Here is a 22,211-nt window from a genome sequence, read left to right as displayed (position 1 = left end):
CGCCGTCCGCCTCGCCGGAGCCCGCCGCCCGCGACCACCCCTCCGCCTCCGCGTGCACCGCACCAACCGCAAGGCGGCTTGACCGCAAGCGGACGGGTACCGGGACGGGCGGACCGGGATCGCGAGAGTGAAGAGACCGTTGGGATGCGGCGAAACGATGACGGTAGTCGCTTGAAATCATAATGAAGTTCAAGCCGGAACGGAATAGCCGAGCAGCAGCTGCGGCGTCACCGTAGCATCGTTGCATCAGAGCGGGAGGGCGCAGGCGCTCGCGGCGGTGCGCGCCTGCGGATGATTGCCGATTGGACATGACGGCGGAACGCCCGATCCGCGCGCTGGTTCCGCAATAAAATCAGCAGGAAGCCGTTCGCGCCTGCGAACGACGGCGGGCCTTCCGGTCAGGAGATTGCTGCACCGACGAAGAGCGCCGCCTTGACGAGACCGTAGATCACGCCGCCGACGACCGCCAGCGAGACCGACGAACTCGCCACCCCGAAAAGCGCCGTCAGCCCGTCCCGCTCCAGGACCGCCACCGAGAGGAGGCAGATCGAAAGGGCAGGCAGCATGTTCCCGAGCGGGATGGGGAGCACCAGCACAACGGAGAGGATGAAGCAGAGCACGCCGATCACCCGGGCGAACGGGCCGCGCACCAGGCGCACGAGCCGCGGCCGCGCCAGCCGCTCGGCCTTCTCCAGCCAGGGCAGCATGGACCGCACCATGGCGCCGAAGGTGTCGCGCGGGATCGACCGGTCGGCGATCACCGCCGGCAGCCAGGGCCGGCGGTAGCCGAGCGCGAGCTGGCCGGCCAGGAGAATGAGCGGGATGCCCAGAATGGTGGACGTGCCCGGCGGCGTCGGGATGGCGTTCGGCAGGGCGAACAGGATGAGGAGCGCCCCGAAGGCGCGGTTGCGCATGCCCTCGAGCAGGATGGCGATGGAGATCCGCTCGTGCCGGGGATCCTCCGCAAGGGACGTCAGAACCTCCGACAGGCGTCGCCGGCCGCGCCGGCCCGCAGGCGGCGCCGGGTCGGGCGCATCCATGCCATCGGCTTCCCGCGCGGCGCTGGTGGGGTCGGTCGGGACGAGGTCGCGGTCGGTCGGCAAGGCGCGCGGAGGGCTCCGTCAGCGGGTGAAGGGCGGTACACTAGCGCGTCTTCATGACCACTTCGTGAGCCGAAAAATTTGAATCCGTCAAGCCTGGACCGCCGGGATAGGGTCGCCCGCTCCGACCGGCTCGGCGATATCCTCGCCGCCGAGCGCCTCCACCAGCCGCACGTCCGCCTCGCCCAGCCGCCGGCGGATCCGCTCGCTCGGGCAGACGTCGGTGACGAAGGTGTCGACCTGGTCGACGGTTCCGATGCGCACCGGCGCGGTGCGGTCGAACTTGGTGCTGTCGGTGACCAGAATGACGTGGCGCGCGTTGGCCATGATGGCCTGGGCCACCTTCACCTCGCGGAAGTCGTAGTCGAGCAGCGAGCCGTCCTCGTCGATGGCCGAGGTGCCCACGATGGCGAAGTCCACCTTGAACTGGCGGATGAAATCGACCGCCGCCTCGCCCACGATGCCGCCGTCGGCCCGCCGCACCACGCCGCCGGCGATCACCACCTCGATCTTCGGGTAGGGTCGCATGATATTGGCGACGTTGATGTTGTTGGTGATCACCATCAGCCCGGTGTGCTGCAGGAGCGCCTGCGCCACCGCCTCGGTGGTGGTGCCGATGTTGATGAAGAGCGAGGCGTCGTTCGGGATCATCGCCGCCGCCGCCCGGCCGATGGCGGCCTTCTCCCGCGAGGCGATCTGGCGGCGGGCGTCGTAGCCGACGTTCTCCACCCCCGACGCCAGGATGGCGCCGCCGTGGACGCGGGCGAGCAGGCGCTGTTCGCAGAGCTCGTTGAGGTCCTTGCGGATGGTCTGCGGCGTCACGTCGAAGCGGCTGGAGAGATCGTCCACCGTCACCCGCCCGATCTGCTTGGCGAGATCCAGGATGGCGTGCTGGCGGGCAAGGAGCATGGGTTCGGCCGGCCTTCCAGTTCGGTTCGCATCGGGGTGCGCACCGAAATCTATCGCAAATACCCGCGCCGCGCATCTCCCTCGCCGCCGGCTCGCAGCGTCGGCCGGACCGGGCGTCGCCGCCGTCGCCTCCCCCCTGGACAGGCGGCGGCTTTCGTCCGATCACGAAGCATAGCTCCCTGGAGATCGAATTCATGCCGACCCGCGCCGTCTATCCGGATCTCGCCGACCGCTCCGTTTTCATCACCGGCGGCGGCAGCGGCATCGGCGCGGCGCTGACCCGCGCCTTCGCGGCCCAGGGCGCGCGGGTGGCCTTCGTGGACATCGCGGCTGCGGAGAGCCGCGCCCTCGTCGACGCCGTCGCGGAGGAGACCGGCCGGGCGCCGCTCTTCCTGCCGTGCGACATCCGCGACATCCCGGCGCTCCAGGCGGCCGTCGCAGCCGCGGGCGCCGCGCACGGCGACGTGACCGTGCTCCTCAACAACGCCGCCAACGATGAGCGCCACAGCGTGGAGACGGTGACGCCCGCCTATTACGACGACCGCATGGCCATCAACCTCAGACCCATGCTGTTCGCCGCCCAGGCGGTGCTGCCCATGATGCGGCGGCGCGGCGGCGGATCGATCGTCAACTTCGGCTCCATCTCGTGGAAGCTGCGCAACGGCGGCATGCCGGCCTACACCATGGCCAAGGCCGCGGTGCACGGATTGACCCGCGGCCTTGCCCGCGACCTCGGCCCCGACGGCATCCGGGTCAACACCCTCCTGCCCGGCTGGGTGATGACGGAACGGCAGAAGGCGCTCTGGCTGACGCCGGCCGCGGAGGCAGAGATGCTGGCCGGCCAGTGCCTGAAGATCCGCATCGCGCCCGAGCAGGTGGCAGACCTCGCGCTCTTCCTCGCCGCCGACGCCTCGGGGGCCTGCACCGCCCAGGAGTTCACCGTGGATGCCGGCTGGAGCTGACCACGGGCGCCGGCGGGATCGGATGGCGCGGCCGGGCGTCCGACACGCGGGTGGCAAGGGCGATCCGCCCCATCAGGAAAGGCGCGGCGCGGAGCACCAGGCCCGCGGCGGCGGCGAGCGCCGGCCGGCCGAGGAGCGCCGCCACCCGTCCGGCGCGGCGCACCGGCATCGCCGTCTCGGCCGCGAGATCCGCCTGGAAGGCAGCGGCCGGGCGCCCGGCCAGATAGGCTTCCGCCGCCCGCCGGGCGCTGAAAAGCGCGATCGCCATGCCGTCGCCGGAAAAGGACGGGATCACCGCCGCCTGATCGCCGAGCCACCAGACCGGCCCGTCGGTGCGGGTGCGCACGAAGCCGTAGGGAATGCGGGCGCAGGCGAGCGGTCGCTCCAGGAGCGGCACCGCGTCGGCGAGCCGGGCGCCAAGGGCCGGGGCTTCGCGAAGGAGCGACGGCAGCAGGGTCTCGAACCGGCCGCCCGCGGCGGCAAGCCGGGTGCGGTCCACCACCAGGCAGAGGTTGAGCCGATCGACCCCCACCGGCTGCAGGCCGGCGTAGCCGCCCCGGAAGGGCACCACGTCCACCCGTGCCGGCAGCAAAGCCCCGGCGTCGGCGACCGCCTCCGCCGGGTAGGGTCCGCCCGCCATCCGGCGGCCGCGCGGCGACGGTCCGCCGGGGCGGTCGAAGCCCACGGCGAAGTGCTGTTTGAAGCCGACCAGGTCGCCGCCCGGCCCGGCGGCGGGGTCGATCGGGCGGGCGTGGCCGGGCAGTTCGTGCTTGCCCGTCGCCACGAAGGCCGCGCGCGCCGAAAGGGTCCGCCCGTCGTCGAGCCGGACGGCGACGCTGCCGTCGCTCCAGACGAGCGATCGCACCCCGTGCCCGGCGATCACCCTGGCGCCCGCCGCCCGTGCCGCCTGCAGGAGGGCCGCGTCGAGCCGCCGGCGGGAGAGGCTCGCCGCCGGGAAGGGCAGCGGGGCCACCACGGTCCGCCGGCCGGTGGCGTAGCCGACCGCGCCGAGCGGCACGGCGCCGAGGGCCGCCACGTCGAGGCCGAGGTCTTCAAGGTCCGCCAGGGCTTCCGCGCTCAGGAACTCGCCGCAGACCTTGTGATGCGGGCCGGCCTGGCGCTCGATCACGGTGACGGACACGCCCGCCCGGGCGAGCCGGAGCGCCGCCGCGGCGCCCGCAAGGCCGCCGCCGATCACCACCACGTCCGGGTCGCGGAGGCCCCTCATTTGACCCGCGCCACGCAGAGCCGGTAGGGCAGCCAGCCTTCCACCGTGGCGCCGGACGCGCCGAGCCCCGCCTCGCCGAGAAGGCGCAGCCAGTCGGACCGGCGGAAGGCGCGGGCGATGGAGAGCGGCCCGTCGTGGCGGACGAAGCGGTGCCAGCGGGCCGCCGTCGCGATGGCGCCGAAGCCGTGGTAGGCGACCGGATCCCGGTGGAGGTCGTTGACGAACCAGCCGAGCGCGGCCCTCTCCTCCATGAGGACGAGGAAGCGGACGAGGTCGGCCTCGGCAAGATGATGGGTGAAGAGGGCGCTGATGACGAGGTCCGGCGGCTCGGCCGGCTCATGGTCGAACACGTCCGCCGTCACGAAACGCGCCGGGATCTCCGCCGGGGTGGCCTCGCGCGCCGCGCGGGTGGACCACGGGTTGAGGTCGACGCCGGTGAGGTCCACCGGGATCCGCCGTCGCACCGCCCAGGCGGCGATCGCCCGGAGCGTGTCGCCGTAGCCGCTGCCGACGTCGAGGATCCTGAGCGGCCGATCTGTCGGCAGACGGCCCGCCGCGCGCAGTCGCTCCACGAAGGCAAGCGTCGGCCGGTAGCCGAACGACAGCCGGTTAACGCTGGAAAGATCCTTCAGGCAGGCGCGAAAGTCCTCATAGGGAACCGTCTCGCTGTCCATCAGCTCCGGCCCGTCCGCCCGCCTGTCCATCCGGAACACCGCCGCCATGACGCCACCCTCCTCATCCGTTCCGGCGTCAGGCCACCTTGCGGAAGATCAGCGTCTCGGCGGTGAGGCCCGGTCCGAACGCCATGGCGAGACCCTGCCCGGGCCCGGCGACCGCCATGAGGCGGGCAAGGACGAACAGGATGGTGGCCGAACTCATGTTGCCGAACTCCCGGAGCACCGCCCGCGAGGCGGCGAGCGCCTGGCCGGGCAGCCGGAAGGCGCCCTCCACCGCGTCGAGCACCGAGCGGCCGCCCGGGTGCACCGCCCAGAGGTCGATCGGGCCGCCGGCCGCCGCCGTGAAGCGGTCGGTAGTCCCTTCCAGGGCGCCGCGAAGCACGCCCGGCACCTTGCCGGAGAGCACCATGTCGAAGCCGGTGTCGCGCACCGACCAGGTGATCAGGCTAGGATCCTCCGACACCAGGATGGTGGCGAAGACATCGAGGGCGATGCCCTCCGGCTCCGCCGTCACCAGGGCGGCGGCGGCCCCGTCGCCGAACACCAGGAAGGAGAGCACCTGTTCCAGGTCGGCGGTCTCCTGGAGGTGGAGCGTGCAGAGCTCCACCGCCACCACCAGCACCCGGGCCTCCGGCTCGGAGCGGACGATGTGGCGGGCGAGCCTGAGGCCGTTCATGGCGGCGTGGCAGCCCATGAAGCCGACGATGGTGCGCTCCACGTCGGAGCGAAGGCCGAGCCGGTCGACCAGCTTTAGGTCGAGACCGGGGGCCATGAAGCCGGTGCAGGTGACGACGATGAGGTGGGAGATCTCCCGCTCCCGCCCGCCGAGGTCGAGCGAACGGACGGCCGCCTCGGCCAGGTCCGGCGCGGCCTCCTCGTAGCGCCGCATGCGGGCGCCGGTGCTCGGAAAGTCGCCCGGCCGGTAGAAGCCGCCGTCGTCCACGCTCGCGCCGACGCCGGGGCGTGGGTGGGGTTTCAGGCTCGACCAGCGGTGCTCGATCTGGCCGCGCTCCGCCATCCGGCGGAACAGCGCCCGGTCCCGGTTGGTGGCCAGCAGCCCCTCGGCGAAGTCGATGAAGGTGCGGTGCACGTCGTTGGGCGGGACCGCATGGCCGACCCGGTTGAGATAGGCGTCGGTCATTCGCTCTCCGCGTGCGCGTTCGATGAAGGGCGGCGGTCCGCGGCGCCGGCGCGGCCATCCCGTTCGTCCATGATGCGGCCGATCTTCTCAAAGGCGCCGTTGGCGGCGAGCGCTTCCACGGTGGCGCCGTACTTGCGCCGCCAGTTCGGCGTCTCCCGGTCGGTCGCCGGGATGTTCACCTGGTCGCGCTCGCCGGTGATGTCGTCGAGCTGGACCACGGCAAGGGCCGAGCGGGTGCGGGCGAGGTGCCGGTGGGCGGCGTCCACGAAGCTCTCCACGCGGATCGGTCCCTCGGTGGCGAGCAGCTTCTCCCGGTGGAGGAGCGTGGCGAGGTCCCGCCGCTCCCGGTCGCGAAGCGCCCGCTGGGCGGTGGCCTCGGCCTCGTCCGCATAGAGGCCGAGCCGGTCCTTCGCCGCCACGTCGCGAGCCTGCCACCAGCCTTTCAGGGTGGCAAGGTCGTGGCTCGCCGCCACCGCGACGGACAGCACCGGATAGGCGTCGGTGCCGGCAAAACCGCCGGTTTCCTCGTCTTTTTCGAAGGCGAGCACCCGATAGGAGAGGACATGACCGGCCTCCATCTTTTCGCGGAAGCCCTCCGGCACCGTGCCGAGGTCCTCGCCGACCACGAGGCAGCGGTGGCGGAGGCTTTCCAGGGCGAGAACACCGAGGAGATCGTCCACCGGGTAGGCGAGGTAGGCGCCGTCGGCGGCCGTGGCCCCCGCCGGGATGCAGTAGAGCTGCTGCAGGCCCATGACGTGGTCGATCCTGAGGCCGCCGGCGTGACGCATGTTGGCGCGGATGAGGTCGACGAAGCTCTGGTAGCCTTCCTGGCGGAGCTGGCGCGGGTGGAAGGGCGGCAGGCCCCAACTTTGGCCGGCCGGGTTGAAGAGGTCCGGCGGCGCGCCGACCGAGACCCCGTCGATCACCGCGGCCGGGTTGGCCCAGGTCTCCGCGCCCGCCCGGTCAGCGCCGACCGCGAGGTCGCGGTAGAGGCCGATCGCCATGCCGCCGTCGCGCGCGGCGGCGTCCGCCTCGGCCAGCTGGACGTCGGCAAGCCATTGGCACCAAGCCACAAAATCAATCGCGTCCCGGTGCTCCACGGCAAAGCGGAGCACGGCATCAGAGGCGGGGTCCTTGAAGGCGTCGGGCCAGTCGTGCCAGTCGGGCAGGGTCGCGGTGCGGGCGAAGTGGTCGCGGAGGGCCAGAAAGAGGCAGGAGAGTTCGAACCGATCGCCGCCGTTGCTGCGGAAGCGCTCGAAGGCGGCGCTCCGGGCGGCGTCGGCCCGCGCCTGGAAGACCTGGTGGCAGCGCTGGAGCGCTTCGGTTTTCAGTGCCGCAACAAGGGTGTAGTCGACAAGGGCAGCGTCGCGGGCGGCCGCGATCCGGGCCTGGACATCGTCCGAGGCGATCCAGGCGGCGACGTCCGGATCGGCGGCTTCGGGCAGGCGGGGGACGGCGATGTTGAGGATGTTGAGGAGGAGGCGGCTTGCCGGCGAATAGGGGGAGGCCTGCTCCGGGTCGTCGACGAACTGGGCGTGCAAGGGGTTGAGGCCGACGACGGCGCAGCCTTCGGCGGCGAGCACCTCGACCAGGCGGACGAGGTCGCCATAGTCGCCGATCCCCCAGTTCTCCTCCGAGCGGAGGAGGTAGAGCTGCACCGAGACGCCCCAGAGCCGGCGACCGTCGGTGACCCCGTCGGGCAGCCAGCAGGCGCCGGGGGTGACCACGAGGAGCGCGCGACCGATCTCGTCGCCGGCCTCCAACTTGATGGAATGATAGCCGAATCCCGGATCCTCCAGGCGGATCGCGCCGCTTTCCACGCGCGTCTCGGCCTCCACCGTGCCGCCCCTCTCAAGGTCGATCCGGTAGCGGACCGACCCCGTCGCGCCGACCGGAACGGTGATCCGGCCGCCCTCCGGGCGGAGCACCAGGACCGGGGAAATCAGCCGATCCGCCGCGGTCTCGGCGAGCGCGCGGGCGGCCGCCTCCGGGTCGGAGAGGTCGGCGCCCATGGCCGCAAGGAGCGCGCGGCGGGTCTCGTCGGAGGCCCGGACGGGCGTGCCGTTGGCGTCGGTGAAGCTCGGCTCGATGCCGTAGAGGGCGGCGAGGCGGGCGAGCGCCGGGTCGCCGTCGGAGGCCGGATCCGGGGATATCGTGTCGTCGTTTGTAGCCGCTGCAGGGGCGACTGTAGCGTCGCTTGTCGCGTCCGAGGCGGCACTTGTAGCCGGTGTCGTGCCGCTTGTAGCGGGCCTGTCGCCCGACGGCACGGATTCGGCGGCCGAGCCCGGTCGCACGGGGTGTTCGCCGTCGTCGGACGAGGGGGCGGCATCGGCCATGGTGGTTCGATCCATCTCGGGCCGACCATGGATCACCGCCCGAGCGGCGGCCCATGGTCCGCCGGGCAAGGGGCGGCTGAAAAGAGGGGCAGGCATCGCGACGCCGCCGGTGTCACCGACGCCGGTCGGCGGCCGGCCGGACCGTCCGTGACGGACCGCTGGTTGTGCCGACGGCGTCGGCCGGTTGTGCCGGCGGCGCGCCACCGGTTGAACCGGTTGCGGCGGCCGGTCAGGCGGCCTTCGGGTTGACCACGTCCTCGGCGAGTTCGGAGAGGAGTTCGTCGGTGGCCTCCTCCTCGGCGAGGGTCTCGGCGAAGAGCCCGGCCGCGTCGTCCTCGCCGAGCTGCTGGGCCCAGGCGAGGAGGGCGCCGTAGCGGGCGATCTCGTAGTGCTCCACCGCCTGGGCGGCCGCGATCAGGCCGGCGTCGCGGGCGTCGCCCGCCGGGAACTCGGCGGCGATCTCGTCGGCCTCCTTGGCGAGCCCCTCGATGGCGTGGCACTTCACGCCCTCCGGCTTCAGGCCGAGGATTTCGAACACGCTCTCCAGCCGCTTGATCTGCACGCCGGTCTCCTTGGCGTGGGCGTCGAAGGCCTCCTTGAGGGCCTTGTCGCCGGCCGCCTTGGAGAGCTGCGGCAGGTGCTTCAGGATGGCGTTCTCGGCGTAGTAGACGTCCTTCAGGGTGTGGACCATGAGGGACTTGAGGGACTGTTCGGCCATCGGAGGCTCCTGTGCACATTGGGACCGTCGGGGACACCGTCGGACGCGGCTCGGGGTCACGAGCCTCAATGCCGCGCGCGCCCGGTTCGTTCCGCCCGGCAACCCGCCGACGGGGACGCCCGCCCGGCGGGCGGCCGGGCGTCAGCGGAGGCTTTGCCAGGGCATGGATGCGACGGCGGCGAGAAAACCGTCCGGGCCGTCGTCGGCCGGTGGAACAATCCGCCGGTTCGCAGGTTCGACAGCGGGTCGAGGTGTATCGGCCGCTGGCGGTCGAGGTCGTCGACCGGGAGGGTTCGCGCGTGAACACATTCACCAAGGCTGTGCAGGACAATGGGCGGCCGGTGGAGGACTATGGGGTGACGGAACGCGGATCGCCGCGCCCGGCCCCGCCGCTGGCCACGGTTCTGGTGGTCGACGACGACCCCCTGGTGCGGACCGTGACCGCCGCCATGCTGGAGCACCACGGCTTCGCCGTTCTGGAGGCCGGCAACGGGCGGGACGCGCTTGCCCTCATGGGTCGCGGCGAGGGCCGGGGCGAGAGCGTGGATCTTCTCATCGTGGATTTCGAGATGCCGGGCATGAACGGCATCGCGGTCGCCGAGGCGATCGGCCGGACCCGGCCGGACCTGCCGGTGATCTTCCTGACCGGCTTCGGCCACCGGGCGGAGCTGAACGGCGTCCATCCCGGCAGCATCGTGGAAAAGCCGGTGAGCGACGGCGACCTTGCCGCGCGGGTGCACGCGGCCTTGGCGGTGCGTCCGGACGTCTGACCCGAGCCGCCGGCGGGGCGTCGCGGCCGAGGCAGGACGATCGCCGCCCGGACCTCAGCCGGCGTTGCTGTCCTGGTCCGGCGGACCGTCGACGGGCGGCAAGGTGCCGGCGCCGGGGGTCTTGTCCGCGTCCGTGAGGTCCGGATCGGCGTGCGGTCCTGCGGCGGGAGGCGCGGAACCGCCCTTGCCCGCATTTCCTTCGCCCTTGGTTCCGCTCGGCTGCGGGTGTGGCGGACGGCCGGTGTGCGCGGACGTCTCCGGTGCGGTGTCGTCCTCGGTCTGATCGCCCATGCGGGTCTCCTCGTGGGTCTCCTCGCGCCGGTCTCGCGGAATGGCTCTCCCTAAGGCCCGGTGCGCCGCGCCCTTGGACTGGACGGGACCGGACGCCGGACCTTGGATGCGGGGCCTCGCGCCAGAGAGGCAATGCGGCCCGTCCGTCTTCCGTTCCCAAACGCCCGGCCACCCTTTTCAGCGCAGGAGATCGGCGATCGAGGCGGCGAGTTCGTCCTGGCGGAAGGGCTTGGCGAGATACCGGTCCATGGCGGCGAGCGCGTCCGCCTCCGCGTGGCCGGTGACGAAGAGCACCGGCGTGTCCGGCCGGCGGCGGCGCACCTCCGCGGCGAGATCGACGCCGGTCATGCCCGGCATGGCGTAATCCACCACCATCAGGTCCGGCTTCAGCCCGCCGTCGATGAGCGCGAGCGCGCTCACGCCATCCTCGGCCTCGTCGAGGGTGTGGCCCATGGCGGTGATGAAGGCGGCCGTCACCTGGCGGACGGCCGGATCGTCGTCCACCACCAGCACGTGGGCGCGGCGGGCCGGACGGGGCACCGGGCGGCGGCTCTCGCCGACGCTCCCGGCTTCGCTGGCGTCCGCCGGCAAGAGGATGGTCACCCGCGTGCCCTCGCCGACCGTGCTGTCGATGTCGACCGAGCCGTCCGACTGGTTGGCGAAGGTGTACACCATGGAAAGGCCGAGGCCGGTGCCCTTGCCCACGTCCTTGGTGGTGAAGAAGGGCTCGAACACCCGCGCCAGCACCTCCGGCGGCATGCCCTCGCCGGTGTCGATGACGCTCACCGCCACATAGTCGCCGGCCGGCACGAGGCCCTCGTCGCCGGCGACGACGGTGCGGTTCTCCGTGGTCACCCGCACGGTGCCGCCGGCCGGCATGGCGTCGCGGGCGTTGATGCAGAGGTTGAGGATGGCGAGTTCCAGCTGGTCCGGGTCGGCCCGCACCCGTGCGGGCGCGGCCTTGAGGGCGCGCTCCACCGTGACGGTGCCGCCGAGGGCGTGGGTGAGGAGGTCGTTCATGCGGCCGATGACGGCGTTGACGTCGACCACCGCGGTCCGGGTGTCGGTGCGCCGGCTGAAGCCGAGCAGGCGCTTGGTGAGGACGGCGCCGCGTTCCGCCGCCTCGCGGGCCCCGGTCACGTAGCGGTGCAGCCGGTCGTCGCCCCCCGGCAGGCGGCGCTCGGCGAGCTCCAGCCCGCCGATGATGGCGGTGAGGAGGTTGTTGAAGTCGTGCGCGATGCCGCCCGCCATGGTGCCGAGCGCGCGCATCTTCTCCGCCTGGGCGAGGCGGGCCTCCATCTGGCGGGTCTCGGTGACGTCCCGCTCGGTGGTCATCAGGTAGGCCGGCGCGCCGTCCGGTCCGGGGATGGGCGTGCGCCGGATCGAGATCGCCTGCAGGCGGCCGCTCTCGTCGGTGCGCTCCTCCACCCGCTCGTCGGGCCGGCCGGTCGCCATGACGGCCCGGTCCACCGCCTCGACGTCGCCGCTGTCGGCGCCGAACGCGCTCTCCCGCTGCCCTTCGCAGCCCTCGACGGGGCTGCCGAGGGCGGCCGCCTTGCGGTCGTTGAGGCGCACGAAGCGGCCGTCCCGGTCCTTGAACGAGATGGCGTCGGTGCCGCTCTCCAGGAGGCCGCGGACGAGCGCCCGCTCAACGCCAAGGTCGCGGGCAAGCCGCGCCCGCTCGGCGGTCGCCCCCACCAGCGACTTCAGGGCGGCGGCGTCCCAGGGCTTGGCCACATAGGCGACGATGCCGCCGCGGTTGACCGCGGAGGCCACGGCGCCGAGGTCGGCGTAGCCGGTGAGGAGGATGGCGCCCGCGTCGCTGACGGCGCGCGCCCGTTCCAGGAAGACGTCGCCGGTGATGCCGGGCATGCGCTGGTCGGACAGGATGACGGACACTTCCGGCGTGGCCTTCAGCCGGTCGAGGCCGATGGCCGCCGAGGCGGCGGTCAGCACCTCGAAATCGTCCTCCAGGAGATCGGTGAGCGCGGTCAGGATGTCGGGCTCGTCGTCGACGACCAGCACCGTCGGCCTGCCGGCGCCGGCGCCCGCCGCGGCGGGTCTGAGGCCATGGTCGATCATGTCGTCCTCCGTGGGATGCGGATCACGAAGCGCGCTCCGCCGCCGGCCGCGGTCTCCACCCGGATGTCGCCGTCGTGGGCGAGCACCACCCCGTAGGCGATGGCGAGCCCGAGGCCGGTGCCCGACCCCACCGGCTTGGTGGTGAAGAAGGGCTCGAAGATCCGGTCCATCAGGTCCGCCGGCACGCCGGGACCGTCGTCCTCGATGGCGATCTCGTAGCTCTCGTCGTCCGATCTCGTTTCGATGACAATGGTTCCCGTGTTGCCGATGGCGTCGGCCGCGTTGCCGATGATGTTCATGACCACCTGGTTGAGGAGCGCCGGCGAGGCGACGAGCGTCGGCTCGGCTTCAAACCGCCGGACCACCTGGATGCCGTCGCCGAGCTTGTGGGCGAGAAGCGCCAGCACGGTCTCGATGGAGGCCGGCACGTCGAGGGTGTCGGCGTCCGCCTCGTCCAGGCGGGAGAACTTGCGGAGATTGAGGACGAGATCCTGGATCCGGGTGAGGCCGACCCGCATGGCGGCGAGCCGGTCGAGCGCCTTGGCGGCCGCCGCGCTGGCCGCGCTCTCCGCCGTCGCCGCCCCGCCGCCCGCCATCCGGTCGGCGAGGCCGCGGACGGCCCGCTCCACCGTGCCGTGGTGGGCAAGGACGAAGGCGAGCGGGTTGTTGATCTCGTGGGCGATGCCGGCGACGAGCTCGCCGAGGGAGGCCATCTTGGCCGCGTGGACCAGCTGCGACTGGGTCTCCTGCAGGCGGCGGTTGGTGTCGGCGAGGTCGCGGTTGGCCTGCTCCAGCTCGCCGGCAAGGGCCGCCCGCGCCTCGGCGGCGGCGGCTTCCGCGCGGGCCCGCTCGATCGCAAGTTCGCGGGCGCGCAGGTCGAGCTCGATTCGCCGGTTCTCCTCGCGCATGAGCTTGCGCCGGACCAGCGCCCGGAGCCGCAGGTCCAGCATGTCCGGCTCGGTGGCGGCCGGCACCATGTCGTCGGCGCCGGCGGCGTAGAGATCGGCGACGGCGGCGGCGTTGAGCGCGTCCTCGTCGTAGAGGCCGACCAGGATGAGGTCGGGCTCGCCGCCGTCGGGGCCGCTGTTCGGGCCGCCGCCGACCCGGGCGCGCAGGCGGTCGAGGTCGGCGAGGAGCGCGGCGCCGTCGAAGCGGCGGGCGGCGAGGTCGACGATGACGCAGTCGGCCGCGTCGCCCCCCTCGGCGACCTGGCGGAGCGCCGCCTCCGCGCTCTCCACCACGGTGACCGTGAAGGCGTCGCGGGTCATCAGGGCGCGGGTGACCGCCGGGTCGAGGCGGCCGCCGGTCTCGCGATCGGCCACCACCAGGATGCGGGCGCGGCGAAAGGTGGAGTAGCGCGGCTGCGGGGCGGCCGTCTCGTCGCCGCCCGGCCGGCGGCGGACGAGGGCGCGGATGCGCAGGATCAGCAGGCTGTCGGGCGCCGACTTCGGCACATAGGCGTCGGCGCCGCTCTCCAGGCCGTGCCGCTCCACCTCGCGCTCGGACGCCTCCGTCAGCATCAGCACCGGCAAGGTGCGGGTCTGCACGTTCATGCGGATCTGGCGGGCGAGGCCGTCGCCGTTCATGCCGGGCAGATGGAAGTCGGCGATGACGAGGTCGGGGGTGCGCTCGTTGAGGACGTCGAAGGCGGCCTCCGCCGAGTTGGCCCACTCGACCGCGTAGCCGGCCTTCTCCAGGACGTGGCGGAGCTTCAGCGCCTGGGTGGGGCTGTCCTCCACCACGAGGATGCGGTCGGGGCGGAGCGGGGCCTCGGGGTGCGCGTCGGGGGCGGGACCGGGGGCGTCGCGGGTGTCGGTCACGGGGCGCCTCCGCCGAGCCGGGCGAGGCGCGGGCCGACGAGCTCGATCGGCAGGCTGACCCGCGAGCCGCCCATGCGCACGGCGGCGGCCGGCATGCCGTAGACGACGGCCGTGCTCTCGTCCTCCGTCACCGTGTAGCCGCCGGCGCGGCGGAGGGCGGCAAGGCCCGCCGCCCCGTCCTCGCCCATGCCGGTGAGGAGGACGCCGACGGCGCGGGCGCCAAGCACCTCGGCGAGCGAGGTGAAGAGCACGTTGGCGGACGGCCGCTGGCCGCCGACCGGCGGCTCGCCGGTGACCTTGAGGACGCCGCCCTGCGGGCCGAGGGCGAGGTGGCGGTCGCCGGGCGCCACATAGACGTGGCCGGCGCGGGGGATCTCGTCGGAGACGGCGAGGCGCACGGTGAGGGGCACGAGGCCGTCGAGCCAGGCGGCGAAGCCCTCCATGAAGGGCGCGCCCATGTGCTGCACCACGAGGACCGGCAGCGGATAGCCCGCCGGCAGGGCGCCGAGCACCCGGGCGAGCGCCGGCGGCCCGCCGGTGGAGGCGGCGATGCCGACGACGCTCGGCGCCGCCAACGGCTCGGCGAGGTCGGCGATCGATCCGCGGCGGGGCAGAGGCCGGAGGCCGAGGGTGCGGCGGCGGATCACCGGCACCTGGCTCATGATGAAGAGCTGGGTGCAGATGGTGCCGGCCACCGTCTCGTACTGGGCGTTGCCGAGGCCGACGGGCTTTTCCACCACCGAGAGGGCGCCGACCCTGAGGGCGTTCAGCGAGATGGCGAGGCTCTTGTCCTCCACCGCGTCGGCGATCACCACGATGGGGGTGGGCCGCTCGGCCATGATGCGGCCGATGGCCTCCAGGCCGTCCATGCCGGGCAGGCGGATGTCCATGGAGATGACGTCCGGCTGCACCCGGTGCACCTCGGTCAGCGCCTCCTCGGCGGTCTCGACGGCGGCCACCACCGCAAGGCGCGGATCGCGCGAGACGATGTGGGCGAGGAGACGGCGGACGACGGCGCTATCCTCCACGATCATGACGCGGACGGGGGGGCGCGGGACGGGGGGGCGGGACGCGGGGGCGCTCACAGCAGCTGTCCGATGGTGGCGAGGAGGTCGCGCTGGTCGAAGGTCTGCTTGGCCACGTAGGCGCTGGCGCCGAGGTCGAGGCCGCGGCGCACGTCCTCCGGGGCGGCGCGGGATGTCATCATCACCACCGGCAGGGTCTTGAAGCGGGCGTCGGCGCGGATCGCCTGCAGGAGGGCGAAGCCGTCCATGCGGGGCATCTCCACGTCGGCGACCACGAGGTCGACCACGGTGTCGCCGGCGCGCAGGAGCTGCAGCGCCTCCAGGCCGTCGACGCTGAGGAGGACGCGGTAGCCCTGGGATTCCAGGATGCTCTTCTCCAGCGTGCGGGTGGTGATGCTGTCGTCGACGACGAGGATGGTTTTGGCGCGGGTCTCCGCTGGCGGGCGCCAGTCGGCAAGGCCGAGGCCGGCGGCGCCGCGGGTGCCCTCCCCTTCCACCCAGCGCGCCACCAGGGCGGCGGCGTCGAGCACCGGCGCCGGCATGCCGCCGTCGGCGAGCACCGCGCCGGAGACGATCCGGGCGTCGGCGCCGAAGCCGTCGAGGGCGCTCACCACCATGGGGCGGGCGTCGGAGAGCGCATCCACCGCAAGGCCGAGCCGGCGCTCGCCCCGTCGGATCGTCGCAACGGTAAGGTGTCCGGCATGGAGGGGGAGCGGCACGGCAGGCTGACCCAGGATCTCAGGCAGGGTGACGATCGGGATGACAACGTCGCGGCCGCCGATTTCGATCCAGACCGCGGGCCGACCTTCCACGGTGCGCATGGTCTCCACGGGGAGGCGCAGCAGCCGCTCCACCCCGTGGCTCGGCAGCCCGTAGGGACGGCCGTCGCTGACCAGGATCAGCACCGACTGGAGGGCGGCGGCGAGCGGCACCTCGATCACCGCCTCGGTGCCGTGCGGCCGGCGGGCGCGGAGCTCCACCTGGCCGCGCTTGCGGCGCACCGCCTCGGCGACGACGGAAAGCCCCATGCCGCGCCCGGACAGCCGGTCGACGGCCTGCGCGGTGGAGAAGCCGGCCTCGAACACGAGGGCGAGCAACCGGTCCGGCGAGGGCGGCGGGGCGCCGAACGCGCGCTGGCCGATCAGGCCGCGCTCCACCGCCACCGCCTCAATGCGGGCAAGGTCCGGCCCGCGCCCGTCGTCCGCCACCGTGAGGGTGAGCCGGCCGCCGCCGACGGTCGCCGTCACCACCACGTCCACTTCGGCCGGGCGACCGAGGGCTGTGCGGGCGGCGGCGGGTTCGGCGCCGTGGCCGACGGCGTTCCGCACCAGATGGAGGACGGGATCCTTCAGGGCCTGGAGGAGCCGGCGGTCGACCAGCGCCTCGAAGCCGACGGTGCGGAAGCGGACCTCGGCGCCGCGGGCGCGGGCAAGGTCGCGCACCATCCGGCCGAGGCCGCCGAGCACGCTGTCCACCGGCACGAGCGAGATGCCCTCCACGTCCTCGGCGAGCCGGGTGGCGGAGCGCTCCAGGGCGAACACCTGGCGCCGGTCCGCCTGGGCGAGGCGGCCGAGGTCGGCCTGGAGGAGGGCCGCCATGCGGTCGAGGTCCTTCAGCCGGGCGGCGAGGCGGCGGACCTCGGAGAGCACCGCGGCGTCGCCGGTCTCGGCGGCGAAGGCCGTGAGGACGGCAGCCGGGCGGCGCATCTCGTCGACCGTCCGGGCGAGCGCGCGGGCGGTGGCGCCGACCGCCTTCAGGTCCGCCGACAGCCCGCCGCGTGCCTCCACGGCGCCGAGCACGGTGGCGAGCGAGCCGGCGAGCCGCTCCACCTGGCGGGCCGATACGCGGAGCACGGCGTCGGCGGACTCGAGAGGGACGGGATCGGGGGCGGCGGGATCGGCCGGGGCTGGGTCGGCGGCGACGGCGGGATCGTCCGCGCCGCCGGGCGCGCCAGGGGCGCCCTCCCCGGCCGCGGACGTCGCCGCATCGTCGCCGGCCGGCGCCGCGTCGCGCCCGAAAGCCGCCCGGGAGAGCGGCGGCGGGGACGCGTCGACGGCGGGGACGGCGTCACGATCCGGCGGCGGATCGGCGGAGGGGGCGGCGTCGCCGGACGAAACGGGGTCGTCGGCGGGTGGCGGCGTGGCGTCCGCCGGCCGGTCGTCCGCCGCGGTCTCGGCGCGGGCGATCCAGGGCTCCAGCACCGCCGAGGCGGCGGCGGTCGCCGCCGGGGTGCCGCCCTCGCCGAGGACGGCCACGTGGCCCTCGATGGCGTCGAGCGCCTGGTCGATGGCCTGGCGGAGCGGCCGGTCGAGGCCGAGATGGCCGTCGAGCATGGCCTGGAACACGGCCTCCAGCCGGTGGGCGAGATCCTCGACGGGCGCGCTGTCGACCGCCCGCGCGGCGCCCTTCAGGCTGTGCGCCCGGCGGAACACGTCGGTCATGTCGGCCCCCGCCGCGCCGCCCGCCGCACTCGCCGCCGCACTGGACGTCTCGCCGCTCCGGTCGAGCGAACGGCGGATGGCGCCGAGGTGCTCCTTCACCTCCGCGTCGAATGCCGCCATCAGTTCCGCCTGGAAGTCGCTCACCCGCCCCTCCCCGTCAGAGCCGGTAGCGGCTGGCGAGGCCGAGGAGGGCCTGGGCGAGCTCCGCGAGGTTGCCGGCCGCCTGGTCGAGCTGACGGGTGCCGGCGGCGGTCTGCTGGCTGGCCTGGCGGATGTTCTGCAGGGCGCCCATCACCTGCTCGATGCCGAGCTGCTGCTGGTTGGTGGAGGCGACGATCTGCTGGAAGGTGTGCACGCTGTCCTGCACCCGCTGGGTGATCTCGTCGATGGTCTTCTGGGTGACGTCCGAGCGCGCCTTGCCGGCGGTGACGCGCTTGACCGCCTCCTCGGTGAGCATGACCGACGAATTGATGCCGCGCTGGATGTCGCCGAGGATGGAGCGCACCTGTCCGGTGGCCTCCTTGGCCTGATCGGCGAGGAGCTTCATCTCGGCCGCCACCACGGCGAAGCTTCGGCCGCTCTCGCCGGCCGCCGCCGCCTCGATGGCGGCGTTGAGGGCGAGGAGGTGCGAGCGCTCGGAGATGTCGTTCACCGTGGTGATGATCTCGCCGATCGCCTGGGTCTTCTCGCTCAAGGCGACGATGTTCTCCGCCACCGCCTCGGCCTGGTCGCGGATGGCGTCCATGGCGCGGGCGGTCTCCTCCACGGCGGCAAGGCCGGCGTTGGAGGTCTGGGCGGTGGCCTGGGCGGCGGCGATCACCTCCTGGGCGCGCTTGCCGATCTGGGTGCCGGCGTGGGTGATCTCGTCGACGGTGGCGGCGGTCTCCTGCACGGCGGCCAGCTGCTCCTCCACGCTCGCCGCCTGCTCCTGGGTGGAGGCGCGGATCTCGGCGACGGCGGCGTTGAGGTTTTCGGTCGCCTCCCGGCTCTGGCCGGCGAGCTGGCGCAGGCCCTCCACCATGGCGTTCAGCGTCACCCCGAGCCGGCCGATCTCGTCGGGTCCGCTGGCCGCGGCCGCGCCGGAGAGATCCCCCCGGCCGATCTTCTCCACGAAGCCCATGAAGGCGCCGAGCGGCGTGACGATGGAGTGGCGGATGGCGAAGGCGATGACGAGGCCGAGGGCGGCGGTGGCTGCAAGCCCGATGGCGATCGACTGGCGGCTCTCGTCGTAGACCGTCTCCACCCGGCTCTGGCCGACGGCGACCGCCGCGTCCAGGTCCTCCCGCGCGGCGGCGATCTGCCGGGCGACGGCGGCGCGCGCCTGCGAGGCCTCGCGCTCGCCGGTCAGCGTGGCGTCCACGTCGCCCCTCAGAACGGCGGCGATCTGCGCCTCGGTCGCCTCGCGCAGGCGCCGCATCTCGGCGGCGGCCTCGCCGAGCCGCTGGCGGATCATCCGCCAGGCGCTCGCACGCTGGGGGTTGAGCGCCTGGACCGCGAGGGCGTCCGCCTGGGTGATGGCGTCGGCGAGGCGGGTCTCGGCCCGCTCCAGGCGGGTCCGCCAGTCGGCGATCGGATCGCCCTCGCCGGCGATGGTCCGGCCGGACGCCCGCGCCACCAGGGCGAGCACGGCCCGGTCGCGGGCGGCGCCGAGCAGGTGCTGATCCTCCGACACGGCGGCCAGCTGGCGATGCACCGCAAGGTCGCGGGCGACGATGGTGGTGGTGGTCTCGCGCACCTCGCCGATCTGCCCGAGGGCGTAGACCCCGATCCCCACCATGAGGGCGAGGATGATCAGGAAGCCGAAGAGAATGCGGTTGGCGATCGAGACGGACATCAGGCGTTACGCTCCAAGGGCGAGCGGGATGGGGAAGACGGGCGCCAGCAGCGCCGCCACGTCGAGAAGGGTGGCGGCGCCGCCGCTCGCCTTGAGGGCCGGGTCGTCGAGCCGCGCATGGCCGGTGACGGCCGGCGCGGCCGCGGACCCGGTGTCGCCGCCGGAGATCGCGGCGGCGGCGGTCGTGCCGACCACCGCGGCGGCCGCGAGGGCGACGGGCGGCTCCGACTTCAGGAAGACGTGGACGCCCCCGTCGGCCGGGCCGGGCGGCAGGCCGAGGAGGGCGGCGAGGTCCACCACGGCGACGAAGCGGCCGGCCTGGTGGACGATGCCGGCCACCGCCGGATGGGTGCCGGGGAGCGGCGCCACCGGCCCTGCCGGGGCGACGCCGCGCGCGGCCCGGAGCGGCAGGCCGTAGAGCGCGTTGCCGACGGCCACCAGCAGGTGATCCGCCGGGCGGATCGCGCCGCGCCCCTCGCCCGGACCGTCCCGCCGGGCGGCGAGATCGCGGGTGCGGGCGTCGAGCAGCCGCCGGCGGCGGCGGTCCTGGTCGAGGGCGGTCGGGCTCATGGCCGGCGACCCCGACGGCGGGTGGCGCCGCCAGCGGCCGGCAGGCCGCCTAAGGTGGGACCCGGGGCCGGTAGGCCGCCTAAGGTGGGACTCGGGGCCGGCAGGCCGCCGAAGGTGGGACCCGGGGCCGGCAGGCCGCCGAGGGTGGGTTTTGCGGCCGGCAGGCCGCCGGAGGCCGGACCGGCAGACGGCGCGTGGCCGGGCGGGCGGTCGAGCATGTGCCGGGCGAGGGCGGCGAGGCCGCCGGCGGTCAGCCCGTCGCCGTCTGGCAAGAGGGCGTCGGCCGGCGCGGCGGCGGCGAGGCGGGCGGCGTTGGCGATCGATCGGCGGCCGTCCGCCGGGCGGCCGGCATCGAGGAGCGTGAGCCCCAGGTGGTAGTGGGCCATGGCGAAGTCCCGGGTGAGGAAGAGGGTGCGGCGGAAGGCGCGCTCGGCCGCTTCGAGATGACCGGCGGCGCGTTCCACCAGGCCCTCCAGGTGATGGAAGGCCGGCGTGTCGGGCCAGTCGCGCTGGCCCGTCCGGCAGGCCTCGCGCGCGGCGGCGAGATCGCCGGCGTCGGCGCTCGCCCGGGCGGCGGCAAGGAGGGTCGCCCCGTCGGCGCCGTCAAGCGCCCGGATCCCCGCCGCGCCGGCCATGGCGAGCGCGGACGCGGCCAAGGCTTCCGCCGGGGTCGCGGCGAGGACGGGCGGGGCGAGAGGCGGGCGGGCGGCGGGGGCCGGCGGGTCGAGGGCCAACGGTTCGAAGGCCGGCGGATGGAACGGAGGGCTGGCAGCCGGCGAAACGGCGGCGGTCCGGGGCGGGGCGGCGGCGGTGTCGGCGCGGCGGAACACCAGGGTGCCGTTGACGTCGACGGCGGTCACCGTGCCGGCCGCGGCCGGGTTCATCTCCGCGTGGCCGAGCAGCAGCCAGCCGGCGTCGGCGAGCGTGCGGCCGAGCGCCTGGACGAGGGCCGCCACCGTATCCGGGTGGAAGTAGATGAGCACGTTGCGGCAAAGCACGAGGTCGAAGTCGCTGAACTGCAGGGGCGACGTGCCGTCGAGGAGATGGAGGAGGTTGTGCGGCTCGAAGCGCACCAGGGCGGCGTAGCGGCGCTTCAGGGTGAAGCGCCCCGGGCCGGGGCCCGGGTCGAACCAGCGGGCGCGCTCGTCCGGCCCGAGGGAGCGGAGCGCCCAGCCGTTGAAGACGCCTGCCCGGGCCTTGGCGAGGAAGGTCTCGTTGATGTCGGTGCCGACGATGGAGAGGCGCCAGTCGGCCGCCGCGTCGCCGAGGAGGTCGCGCACCAGGATGGCGAGGGAATAGGCCTCCGCGCCGGTCGCCGCCCCGGCGCTCCAGACGCGCAGGCGCTGCGTGCCGGCGTTGCGGGCGAGGATGTCCGGCAGGATCACGTCGCGCAGGGCGGCGAACTGCTCGGCGAAGCGGAAGAAGAAGGTCTCCCCGATGGTGATCTCGGCGACGAGGGCGGCCCATTCCGCCGGGCCGTCCGCCGGATCGGCGAGGCGGGCGGCGTAGGTGCCCAGATCCGAAATGCCGGTGGCCTTGAGGCGGGCGCCGACCCGCTCGGCGAGGAGCGCGTCCTTGTCCTCGTAGTAGTGGTGGCCGGTGCGCCCGATGATGAGCCGCTTGAGGGCCGGAAAGCCGGCCTCGCGCGACCCGGCCGCATGGTCCGGCTGGACCGGCCGGTCGGCACCGCCGATCCCGCCCCCGCCGCCGCTCATGCGTGCGCCCAGCGGGCGGCGCGGGCCGCCTCCTGCCGTTCCAGGTCCGCGATCGCGGCGCGCTCGCCGGCGGTCAGGAGGCGCGCCGGATCGAGGAGCGCGACGAGGCGGCCGCCGATGGCGACCTCCGCCTCGACGCAGCCGTGGAGCGTGCCGGTCGGCTCCACCGGCGTCGCCTCGACCGGGCCGACGGTGACCACGTCGTCCACCCGGTCGACCAGGAAGGCCACCGGGTCGCCGGCAAAGGCGGTGACCAGGAGGTGGGCGTGCAAGGGGTCGACGGCGGGCGGGGGATCGAGGTCGGCGGCGGGGGCGGTCTCGAAGAGGGCGGCGAGGTGCACGACCGGCAGGGCCCGGCCGCCGAGATCGACGAAGCCGGCGAACGGCGCCGGCGCGCCGGGCGGACGGCGCAGATGGGGGAGCGGCAGCACCTCGCGCACGCCGGCAAGCGGCAACGCCAGGCGCGTGCCGCCGACCTGGAAGAGCACGGCGGAGAGCCGCTCGATCACCATGATGGCCTTTTATGAACCTCAACCGCGGACGTGACGTTGAACGCGACGACCGGCGACAGGTTCCTCAAGGCGAGTGGATT

18 protein-coding genes are annotated in these 22,211 nt (G+C 73.9%); 2 read left to right on the top strand and 16 right to left on the bottom strand.

Going from position 1 to position 22,211, the window contains the following annotated elements; all coding sequences use genetic code 11:
- Positions 1 to 398: 398 nt before the first annotated feature.
- Complete coding sequence (locus BUQ68_RS12050; RefSeq protein ID WP_245293232.1) at positions 399 to 1,103, bottom strand: exopolysaccharide biosynthesis protein; 705 nt, start codon at positions 1,101 to 1,103, stop codon at positions 399 to 401.
- 87 nt (positions 1,104 to 1,190) lie between these two features.
- Positions 1,191 to 2,009, bottom strand: coding sequence for a DeoR/GlpR family DNA-binding transcription regulator (locus BUQ68_RS12045; RefSeq protein ID WP_075216222.1), 819 nt, complete (start codon positions 2,007 to 2,009; stop codon positions 1,191 to 1,193).
- Positions 2,010 to 2,203: 194 nt separating this feature from the next.
- Between BUQ68_RS12045 and BUQ68_RS12040 the strand changes: the two genes are divergently transcribed.
- Complete coding sequence (locus tag BUQ68_RS12040; RefSeq protein ID WP_075216221.1) at positions 2,204 to 2,971, top strand: SDR family NAD(P)-dependent oxidoreductase; 768 nt, start codon at positions 2,204 to 2,206, stop codon at positions 2,969 to 2,971.
- On the opposite strand, the gene BUQ68_RS12035 is transcribed toward BUQ68_RS12040, so the two are convergent.
- The 5 genes from BUQ68_RS12035 to BUQ68_RS12015 form a co-directional block, all read right to left on the bottom strand.
- A complete protein-coding gene (locus tag BUQ68_RS12035) occupies positions 2,946 to 4,199 on the bottom strand; it encodes an NAD(P)/FAD-dependent oxidoreductase (RefSeq protein WP_075216220.1) in 1,254 nt (417 codons plus the stop codon). The genes BUQ68_RS12040 and BUQ68_RS12035 overlap by 26 nt on opposite strands.
- A complete protein-coding gene (locus BUQ68_RS12030) occupies positions 4,196 to 4,921 on the bottom strand; it encodes a methyltransferase domain-containing protein (protein ID WP_245293231.1) in 726 nt (241 codons plus the stop codon). The genes BUQ68_RS12035 and BUQ68_RS12030 overlap by 4 nt, the downstream gene beginning before the upstream one ends.
- A gap of 28 nt (positions 4,922 to 4,949) precedes the next feature.
- Positions 4,950 to 6,017: a type III polyketide synthase gene (locus BUQ68_RS12025; protein WP_075216219.1), complete on the bottom strand. Its 1,068-nt coding sequence runs from the start codon at positions 6,015 to 6,017 to the stop codon at positions 4,950 to 4,952.
- Positions 6,014 to 8,353, bottom strand: coding sequence for a 4-alpha-glucanotransferase (gene malQ / locus BUQ68_RS12020; protein ID WP_075216218.1), 2,340 nt, complete (start codon positions 8,351 to 8,353; stop codon positions 6,014 to 6,016). The genes BUQ68_RS12025 and malQ overlap by 4 nt, the downstream gene beginning before the upstream one ends.
- Before the next feature lie 229 nt (positions 8,354 to 8,582).
- Positions 8,583 to 9,071 carry a YciE/YciF ferroxidase family protein gene (locus BUQ68_RS12015; protein WP_075216217.1) on the bottom strand — a complete coding sequence of 163 codons (489 nt, stop codon included), beginning with the start codon at positions 9,069 to 9,071 and terminating at the stop codon, positions 8,583 to 8,585.
- Between the two features lie 299 nt (positions 9,072 to 9,370).
- On the opposite strand from BUQ68_RS12015, the gene BUQ68_RS12010 reads away from it, so the two are divergent.
- Complete coding sequence (locus tag BUQ68_RS12010) at positions 9,371 to 9,841, top strand: response regulator (RefSeq protein WP_175577802.1); 471 nt, start codon at positions 9,371 to 9,373, stop codon at positions 9,839 to 9,841.
- Positions 9,842 to 9,895: 54 nt separating this feature from the next.
- On the opposite strand, the gene BUQ68_RS12005 is transcribed toward BUQ68_RS12010, so the two are convergent.
- The 9 genes from BUQ68_RS12005 to BUQ68_RS11965 all read right to left on the bottom strand — a co-directional run bounded on the left by BUQ68_RS12005 (position 9,896) and on the right by BUQ68_RS11965 (position 22,131).
- Positions 9,896 to 10,132 (bottom strand): hypothetical protein, encoded by a 237-nt coding sequence (locus tag BUQ68_RS12005; protein WP_075216215.1) that lies wholly within the window; start codon positions 10,130 to 10,132, stop codon positions 9,896 to 9,898.
- 177 nt (positions 10,133 to 10,309) lie between these two features.
- Complete coding sequence (locus BUQ68_RS12000) at positions 10,310 to 12,214, bottom strand: response regulator (RefSeq protein WP_075216214.1); 1,905 nt, start codon at positions 12,212 to 12,214, stop codon at positions 10,310 to 10,312.
- Complete coding sequence (locus BUQ68_RS11995; protein WP_245293238.1) at positions 12,211 to 13,956, bottom strand: response regulator; 1,746 nt, start codon at positions 13,954 to 13,956, stop codon at positions 12,211 to 12,213. Before BUQ68_RS11995 ends, BUQ68_RS12000 begins: the two co-directional genes overlap by 4 nt.
- A 74-nt stretch (positions 13,957 to 14,030) precedes the next feature.
- Entirely contained in the window at positions 14,031 to 15,068 is a 1,038-nt protein-coding gene (gene cheB / locus BUQ68_RS11990) for a chemotaxis-specific protein-glutamate methyltransferase CheB (RefSeq protein WP_075216213.1), read from the bottom strand.
- Between the two features lie 47 nt (positions 15,069 to 15,115).
- On the bottom strand, positions 15,116 to 17,644 hold the full coding sequence (locus BUQ68_RS11985; protein WP_083656524.1) for a hybrid sensor histidine kinase/response regulator: 2,529 nt from the start codon (positions 17,642 to 17,644) through the stop codon (positions 15,116 to 15,118).
- A gap of 13 nt (positions 17,645 to 17,657) precedes the next feature.
- Complete coding sequence (locus BUQ68_RS11980) at positions 17,658 to 19,334, bottom strand: methyl-accepting chemotaxis protein (protein WP_075216212.1); 1,677 nt, start codon at positions 19,332 to 19,334, stop codon at positions 17,658 to 17,660.
- 6 nt (positions 19,335 to 19,340) lie between these two features.
- Positions 19,341 to 19,904 carry a chemotaxis protein CheW gene (locus tag BUQ68_RS11975; RefSeq protein ID WP_075216211.1) on the bottom strand — a complete coding sequence of 188 codons (564 nt, stop codon included), beginning with the start codon at positions 19,902 to 19,904 and terminating at the stop codon, positions 19,341 to 19,343.
- Positions 19,901 to 21,619 carry a CheR family methyltransferase gene (locus tag BUQ68_RS11970; RefSeq protein WP_075216210.1) on the bottom strand — a complete coding sequence of 573 codons (1,719 nt, stop codon included), beginning with the start codon at positions 21,617 to 21,619 and terminating at the stop codon, positions 19,901 to 19,903. Before BUQ68_RS11970 ends, BUQ68_RS11975 begins: the two co-directional genes overlap by 4 nt.
- The gene (locus BUQ68_RS11965) at positions 21,616 to 22,131 is read right to left on the bottom strand and encodes a chemotaxis protein CheW (protein ID WP_075216209.1); all 516 of its coding nucleotides are present in this window, start codon (positions 22,129 to 22,131) and stop codon (positions 21,616 to 21,618) included. Before BUQ68_RS11965 ends, BUQ68_RS11970 begins: the two co-directional genes overlap by 4 nt.
- Positions 22,132 to 22,211: the final 80 nt, after the last annotated feature.

Source organism: Mongoliimonas terrestris (genome assembly GCF_001927285.1).
GTDB classification, from domain to species: Bacteria; Pseudomonadota; Alphaproteobacteria; order Rhizobiales; family Pleomorphomonadaceae; genus Chthonobacter; species Chthonobacter terrestris.
Note: the sequence above shows the minus strand (reverse complement) of the source record. Positions and strands in the feature narration are given on the sequence as shown.